Source organism: Oryzihumus sp. (assembly GCF_036391795.1).
Taxonomy (GTDB): domain Bacteria; phylum Actinomycetota; class Actinomycetes; order Actinomycetales; family Dermatophilaceae; genus Oryzihumus.
This window is the reverse complement of the sequence record NZ_DASVZH010000008.1, coordinates 1-7,219: the sequence shown is the minus strand read 5'-3', so window position 1 is coordinate 7,219 and position 7,219 is coordinate 1. Positions and strand designations below refer to the sequence as shown.

The window sequence follows — 7,219 nt, the reverse complement described above, 5'->3', positions numbered from 1 at the left end:
AGTAGGCGACGTCGTCGGACCAGTCCATGACCTGCGCCTCGAGGCACCGGCGGGTGGGATCGGCCTCCGGCGCCCCGAGCCGAACCCACTCGAAGACCGGCGCGTCCGCGGCATACACGCCGAACTTGGCGGTCTGCGACGGCGCCTCGCCGCGCCGCCACGGGTACTTCAGGACGGCGTCGAGGCTGGCCCGGGTGAGGTTGAGCCCGGCCGGGCGACCGTCGGGGTGGGTGCGCTTGGCCTCCAGCCGGGTGAGCAGGCGCAGCGTCTGGGCGTTGCCCTCGAACCCGCCGATGTCTGCCGCGACCTGGGCCAGCGCCGTCTCGCCGTTGTGCCCGAACGGCGGATGCCCGAGGTCATGCGCCAGGCACGCGGTGTCGACGACGTCGGCGTCGCAGCCGAGCGCGGCCCCGAACTCGCGGCCGATCTGGGCGACCTCCAGGGAGTGGGTGAGCCGGTTGCGGACGAAGTCGTCGCTGGTCGGCTGCACCACCTGTGTCTTGGCCGAGAGCCGGCGCAGCGCCGAGGAGTGCACGACGCGGGCCCGGTCGCGGGCGAAGTCGTCGCGGTCGGCCCGCTTGAGCGCCGGGTCCTCGCGGACCCACCGCTCGCGGTCGGCGTCGGCATAGGTGCTCACGAACAGGCACTGTATGCCGCGCCGCCGACCCCAAACATGTGACCATCCGGTTGACTGTTGTCCCAAGAGCAGGGCCCCGGTGTGCTCCAGGGCCCTGCTCCACTCGTGGGCGTCTCTTCGGCGCTGGCCTCAGCCCGCCCTGCCGGTCACCAGCGACACGGCGGTGTTGCCCCGGCACGCGTCCATCGCCCGGATCGCCCAGCGCCCCTTGAGTCCGTTGCCGGAGAAGTTGGACTCGGCGTCATCGGCCTCGACCTCCCCTTCCGACAGGGACCAGCCGTTGCGGGCGTAGGTGGCCTGCATGTCCGTGAGCGTGGCGCGGAACGGCTTCGGCGACACCGCCGTGACGACGACGCGGCCGCCGGCGCGGGACTCCACGTGCGTGACGACGTAGCCGTCCGGCAGTGCCGCCTTCGACGGGAACGCCGCCGGCAGCTCGACTGCCGAGGCATCCCTGGCGCAGACCGACATCTGGTCGGCCGTGGACTCCATCGCCTTCTGCCCGGCGCTCTCGCACCCGGTCAGCGCACCGGCGAGCAGCAGGGCGGCCGCGCCGACCAGGACGCGGACGCCGTCGGAGGCGCTGCCTCCGGCCGCACGCCCCCGCATCACGACGTCACCGTGACCGAGCGCTTGTTGTCCGCCTCGTCGGACTCGCGGACCGTGTTGGCCGGGTCCGCCACCACCAGGACGGTGTGCGTGCCCTTGGCCAGCTTGAGCCCGGCGAAGGTGACCGTACGGGTGGCCCCCGCTGCCAGGTCGCTCGCCGTCGATGTCGAGACGACCTTCCCGTCGACCACGAGCTGCAGGGCCGCTCCCGGCGCCGGCGCGCCGCCGGTGTTGGCCAGCGTCGCGGTCGGGACGTAGAGCCCACCGGCCTTGCTCACCGACAGCGCGCTCGGGGTGAGGTTGGGCAGGGGGTCGTTCGCGGCATACAGCGTCTTGCCGGTCTGCTGGCGGGCGATGGTGGCGTAGGCGTCGAAGTTCTCCGTCCCACCCGGTGCCGCGCAGGCGCCGGTGCAGCCGTCGGCGTAGCCGACCAGCACGCGACCGTCCTTGTCGACCGTGGCGTCCATGAAGTCGAGAAGGTTGCGGTCGTTGCCGCAGGTCGTGCCGCCGGTGCAGATCGAGCCGCGCTGCACCGGGTCGGTGGGCGTGGTGTCGACGGTGACCCAGGACTTGCCGCCGTCGTACGTCGTGGAGACGTAGAGGTGCCAGTCGCCGTGGAAGTTCGTGGCGTCCTGGTAGTTGCCGGCGGTCGTGGTGCCGATGAAGGCGAACGAGGCGCGGTCGTCGTCACCCGCGACCACGGCCGGGAAGACCGTGTTGTGGATGCCCAGGGCGGCGCCGACGTTCTGGTCGTCGGTCCACGTCTTGCCCTTGTCCCGGCTCACGGCGACGCGGGGCGTGCCGTCGGCGGCCTGGTAACCCATGTAGACCGTGCCGTTGGCGCCGATGCCGACGCTGGGGTCGGAGTCGCCGGGGGTGCTGGCCGGGTCGGTGCGCACCGACCACGTGGTGCCGCCGTCCTCGGAGACCGCCACGCCCTGGTTGCTGCCGCAGCCCTTGTTGGGCACGTAGACGGTGCCGTCGGGGGCGACCTTGACGTGCCCGTGCAGGCCGCCGCAGTCGAGCAGGGAGTACATCGGGACGGCCGGGCCGAAGGTCGTGCCGCCGTCATGGCTGGAGGCGCAGCTGGCGTCGGCGATGTCCTGGCTGCAGTAGTAGACCGCCCGGGGGTAGCTGCTGGTCGGCAGCGACCCGACGGCCCCTGCCGGCCAGGCACCGCCGCCCACCGTCTGGTGGTCGACGCCGGAGTTGATGCCGCCGCCCTGGCTCGGCGACCACGTCGTGCCGTCGTCGTCGGAGAAGCACATCAGCGAGGTCTTGCCCGCCAGCTGGCTCTCGAACACCCGGCCGGTCACCGGGTCGGTGAAGCCGATCGGGTCCAGCGACGCGGTGTTGCCGGTGGGGCACCCGTTCGCCGAGGTCGCCGAGACGTTGCTCCAGCTCACCTTCGACGGGGTGACGCTGTCGTCCCACGTGGCCTTGTAGGTGTCGTAGAGCGCCTGGTAGAAGGTCGCCCCGGTCTTGTGGCTGTTGCCGATCGACGGCTCACCGGCGCTGTGCGCCTGCGGGAACGACTCGGGCGCGCCGTACTGGCTGAACGTCGGCGGGGTGTCCGTGCTCGGCGGCGGGTTCGCGGGGATGTCGGTCAGGGCAGCGGTCCCCGTGACCGACTCACCGAGCGGGTTGAACGGGACGACGCGCACCGTGTAGTCGCCGCTCGTGGGCGGCACCTGGATGACCTCAGGGTCGGCGCTGGAGGCCGACGTGCCGACAACCGTGCCGGCCTTGTCGAGCAGATAGACGTCGAAGTCGGCGGCCTTGTTGGCCCACCCGACCGTGACCGTGAGCTGGTGGGTGTCGCCGTAGCCAGCTGGAGTGCTGACGTGCAGCGCGAAGTCGTCGCACAGTCCCGGGCCGCAGGTCACGTCGCCGGCGGTGCCGGTGACGTTGGGGGCGGCGAACGGCCCGGCAGTCCACTGCGTGGAGGGCGAGGTGTCGGACACCGAACCTTCCGAGGGCGTGGCCGCGACCGCAGCCGCACCCACCCCTCCAACGAGCAGCGCCGCTGTGGCGGTCAGGGCCAGCACCCGGCGCGGCCGGGCGATGCGGGGGCGGATCGGCATGAGGCGATCTCCTCGAGGTCACCGGTCGGCACCCTGCGCACCGTCCGGTCAGACGACACGCCCGTCCGGGCGCGTTTCCGGGCAAACGAGCGCCACGCCACCGTGGTTACGCCCCGACCCTCGACGGCTCCCCGGTCACCAGCTCAGCGGCGTGTTCCGGCGACCCACGGCAATGAGCTCCTCGGCGACAGGGGCGCCCGCGCGGACATGCTGCGGCGCGCCTAGACATCCCACGGCGCTAAGCGGTCAAGCGGCGAGGCGATGGTTGTCCGGCCAGGCGAGGTGTTCCTGGTAGGGCATGTGGTGCTCGAGGCAGCCGTGGAGGACGCCGACGAGCCGGTTGGCCAGGGCACGCAGGGCTTGGTGGTGGGTGGCTCCGCGTTGGCGGTGTCGGTCGTAGAAGGCTCGGGCGCCGGGCGAGGCGCCCAGGGCGGCGAAGGCTTGCTGGTAGAGCGCGTCGGCCAGGCGCCGGTTGCGGGCGTGGCGGGCCAGGACGACGCGTTTGGTGCCCGAGGCGCGGGTGATCGGGGCCATCCCGGAGTAGTTCTTGCGGGCGCGGGTATCGGCGTAGCGGTGGGGGTCGTCTCCGAACTCGGCGAGCACCCGGGCGGCGAGGATCGCGCCGAGGCCGGGCTGGCTGCGGTAGATCTCAGCGTCCGGGTGCTGGCCAAAACCCGCGCTCACCTGCTCGCTGAGGGTGTGGACCTGGCGGACGAGCTCGGTGATCACGGCCACGAGTGCGGTGGTGGAGGCGGCGTAGGCCGGGACCACCTCGGCCCGGGCGGGTAGCTGCTCGGTGCGCAGCGCCGCCTGGATCTGGGCGGCGCGGGTGGCCAGGTTGCGTTGCCGCCCGGCTCGACGCAGCAGGGTCTGGATCCGGGACAGGCTCAGCCGGGCGCCCTGCTCGGGGGTCGGGGCGGCGGCCAGGACAGCCAGGGCGTCCCGGCCTCCCAGCTCCTCAAAGGCCACCAGTGCGGCGGGGTAGTACTCGCGCAGCATCGAGCGCAGCAGGTTGGTCTGCCGCTGCCGCGCCCAGATCATGTTCTGGTGGGAGCGGGCCAGGACCTTGACGTGCTCGGCCAGGGCGGAGTCCCCGGCCAGCGGGCGGTGATGGGCCCGGTCCAGGCGGACCAGCTCGGCCAGCACGTGCGCGTCGCCGGGGTCGGACTTGGCCCCGGCCACCCCGTGCCTGGCCCGGTACTGGGCGGCCTGGGCCGGGTTCACCGCGTAGACGGTGTACCCGGCAGCGACCAGGGCCGCCACCCATGGGCCCCGGTCGGTCTCGATGCCGACGACCACCGCCTGGGGATCCTCGCTCTGGCCCAGGTGGTCTGCCACCAGCGCGTGCAGCGCGCTCACCCCGACCACCCCCTCGGGCAGCCGGCGTCTGGCCAGCACCGTCCCGGTTTCGTCGACGACCTCGACGTCGTGATGGGCCTCGGCCCAGTCATCCCCGATGAACAACACCAGTAGCTCCCCTCGCACGAACGTCCCCGAAAGCCACGGAGGAGATCCAGGCGACCTAATGGCTCAGTGCTCACCGGCACGACATCCCACCAGCCCTACGAACTCCTCACCAACCGTCGGGGGCACGATCTAGGCGTAGCCCTCGCCAGGGCAGGGTCCGACAGTGCTCACCCGACGGCGGCTCGGACACCAGATTGCCAAAAGGCATCCCAGTGCAGGCCCATTAGGGTCGGGCCATGGAGTTCCGGAACCTCGGCAGGAGCGGTCTGCGCATCTCGGAGATCGCCTACGGCAACTGGCTCACCCACGCCTCGCAGGTCGAGGAGGACCAGGCCGTGGCGTGCGTGCGGCAGGCGCTGGAGGAGGGCATCACGACCTTCGACACGGCCGACACCTACGCCGACACCGCGGCCGAGGCCGTCCTGGGCCGCGCACTGGCCGGCGTCCGCCGCGAGGAGGTCGAGATCTGCACGAAGGTCTACTTCCCCGCCGGTGGCCGCGGCCCGAACGCACACGGCCTGTCGCGCAAGCACATCCACGAGTCCATCAACGGCTCGCTGGCGCGGCTGGGCACCGACTACGTCGACCTGTACCAGGCACACCGCTACGACGACCTGACGCCGCTGGAGGAGACGATGGAGGCCTTCGCCGACGTCGTCCGGCAGGGCAAGGCGCTCTACATCGGTGTCTCGGAGTGGAACGCCGAGCAGCTGCGCGAGGGCCATCGGCTGGCCCGGGAGCTGCACATCCCGTTCGTCTCCAGCCAGCCGCAGTACTCCATGATCTGGCGGGTCATCGAGGGTGAGGTCGTCCCCGCCTCACGCGAGCTCGGCATCGGGCAGATCGTCTGGTCCCCGCTGGCCCAAGGGGTGCTCACCGGCAAGTACGTGCCCGGTCAGGCCCCGCCGGCCGGCTCCCGGGCGACTGACGACAAGGGTGGCGCCGACATGGTCGGCCGCTGGCTGGCCGACGACGTGCTGCTCGAGCGGGTGCAGCGACTGCGCCCGCTCGCCGAGCAGGCCGGCCTGACGATGGCCCAGCTCGGGGTGGCGTGGGTGCTGCAGAACGACAACGTCTCGGCCGCGATCATCGGCGCGTCCCGGCCGGAGCAGGTCACCGAGAACGCCCGCGCCGCCGGGGTGCGTCTCGACGCCGACCTGATGGCGGCGATCGACGAGGTGCTCGACGGCTCGATCGAGCGCGACCCGGGAGAGACGCGGATGCCCCGCCGGTCGGAGTTCCCGATCCGCTGAGGCCCACCCCTCCTGCAGGTACGCCGCTCCCTCACCTGCGGGGCGCGGCACACCGGCTCAGTCGGTCGGGAAGATGAAGCAGGACCGGCAGCGTGCCTCGTAGCTGAACGTGCCGTCGTCCGGCAGTGGCGTCGACGGCGCCAACCGGGTGGTGAAGGCCCGGTCCCGGTCGAGCACCTGGGTGTAGACGGCGCGGAACTCGCGACAGACGTCGCAGACGGCGCGCCGGTGGGTCACCACCTGCGGGCCGAGCTCGAACAGCGCCCTGACCGGGGCGAACAGCTCGCCCCGGTGGTCCAGGTCGATGCCGGTCGCGACGACGCGGGTCCCGCGCTCGATCAGGGTGCCGAGCACTTCCACGTCCGCGACGTCGAACATGTGGATCTCGTCCACGCCGACCACGTCGACGTCGTCGTCCAGCAGCGGCTCGAGCGACATCGTCTTGGTCGTGACCAGGCTGCTGCCACTGCGGGAGGTCACCTTGTCGTCGCGCTGGTGGCGAGCCGACTGGTAGACCCGGTGCGTGACGTCCGAGTAGGCCAGCGGCGAGAGCAGGCTGATGAGCTCGAGCGACTTGCCGCTCTTCATCGGGCCGACGATGACGGTGAGGTCGCTCAGACCGTTCGTCGTGGGCATCCGCCGGGTGGGGCGAGTTGTCGGACGGGCGGCCAGACCTGGCAGTGACTGCTGCGAAACCCCGATGGACACGAGGCGACATCCTGCCATCCCCGACCGCCTCGGCTCGGATGGCTACCCCGGCGTGGCGGCGCGGTCGCGGTGCTATGAGCGACCCATTCCCAGCCCATGCGCAATTCGCCACCGGTGGTGCCGGGCCGCGACGACTGCCACGATCCACCCCACCTGGGAAGGTGTGGACTCGCCTCCACAGGAGCCCTGCGCTGAGACGTCTCCGCGCATGCCGCTGGCCCGGCCGTCTTCGGGCCGGGTGCGGGGCGGGGACCTCAGGTGTGCCAGGTCACCCCGGTGCCGGTGACGGTCGCGGTCCAGCCGCACTGGTGGACGATCGTGTGGTGCCGCCCGCACACCAGGGCCGCGTTGGCCACGTCGGTGGCCCCGCCGTCGGCCCAGTGGGTGACGTGGTGCCCGTCGCACCACCACGGCGGCGCGGTGCACCCGGGGATCGTGCAGCCGCCGTCCCGCAGCCACAG

7 protein-coding genes are annotated in these 7,219 nt (G+C 72.0%); 1 reads left to right on the top strand and 6 read right to left on the bottom strand.

Features of this window, described 5'->3' with window-relative positions; translation table 11 throughout:
• From dgt to VF825_RS00395, 4 genes are all read right to left on the bottom strand, one after another.
• Positions 1-637, bottom strand: a 637-nt coding sequence (gene dgt, locus VF825_RS00410; protein WP_331108950.1) for a dGTP triphosphohydrolase, incomplete at its 3' end; no start/stop codon positions are given.
• A 129-nt stretch (positions 638-766) separates the two neighbouring features.
• Entirely contained in the window at positions 767-1,249 is a 483-nt protein-coding gene (locus VF825_RS00405; protein ID WP_331108948.1) for a hypothetical protein, read from the bottom strand.
• Positions 1,246-3,330 carry a CARDB domain-containing protein gene (locus tag VF825_RS00400; protein ID WP_331108946.1) on the bottom strand — a complete coding sequence of 695 codons (2,085 nt, stop codon included), beginning with the start codon at positions 3,328-3,330 and terminating at the stop codon, positions 1,246-1,248. The genes VF825_RS00405 and VF825_RS00400 overlap by 4 nt, the downstream gene beginning before the upstream one ends.
• Positions 3,331-3,576: 246 nt before the next feature.
• A complete protein-coding gene (locus VF825_RS00395) occupies positions 3,577-4,797 on the bottom strand; it encodes an IS110 family transposase (protein WP_331108944.1) in 1,221 nt (406 codons plus the stop codon).
• A 236-nt stretch (positions 4,798-5,033) separates the two neighbouring features.
• On the opposite strand from VF825_RS00395, the gene VF825_RS00390 reads away from it, so the two are divergent.
• A complete protein-coding gene (locus VF825_RS00390; RefSeq protein ID WP_331108942.1) occupies positions 5,034-6,050 on the top strand; it encodes an aldo/keto reductase family protein in 1,017 nt (338 codons plus the stop codon).
• 57 nt (positions 6,051-6,107) lie between these two features.
• Here the strand turns inward: VF825_RS00390 and VF825_RS00385 are convergent, their stop codons facing one another.
• Entirely contained in the window at positions 6,108-6,686 is a 579-nt protein-coding gene (locus tag VF825_RS00385) for a thymidine kinase (protein WP_331108940.1), read from the bottom strand.
• A gap of 326 nt (positions 6,687-7,012) precedes the next feature.
• On the bottom strand, positions 7,013-7,219 hold a 207-nt coding region (locus tag VF825_RS00380), incomplete at its 5' end, for an HNH endonuclease signature motif containing protein (RefSeq protein ID WP_331108938.1).

Coding starts and splice junctions, on each gene's coding strand:
- VF825_RS00400 (WP_331108946.1), bottom strand. CDS start 3,330: ATGCCGATCCGCCCCCGCATCGCCCGGCCGCGCCGGGTGCTGGCCCTG.
- VF825_RS00385 (WP_331108940.1), bottom strand. CDS start 6,686: ATGCCCACGACGAACGGTCTGAGCGACCTCACCGTCATCGTCGGCCCG.
- VF825_RS00390 (WP_331108942.1), top strand. CDS start 5,034: ATGGAGTTCCGGAACCTCGGCAGGAGCGGTCTGCGCATCTCGGAGATC.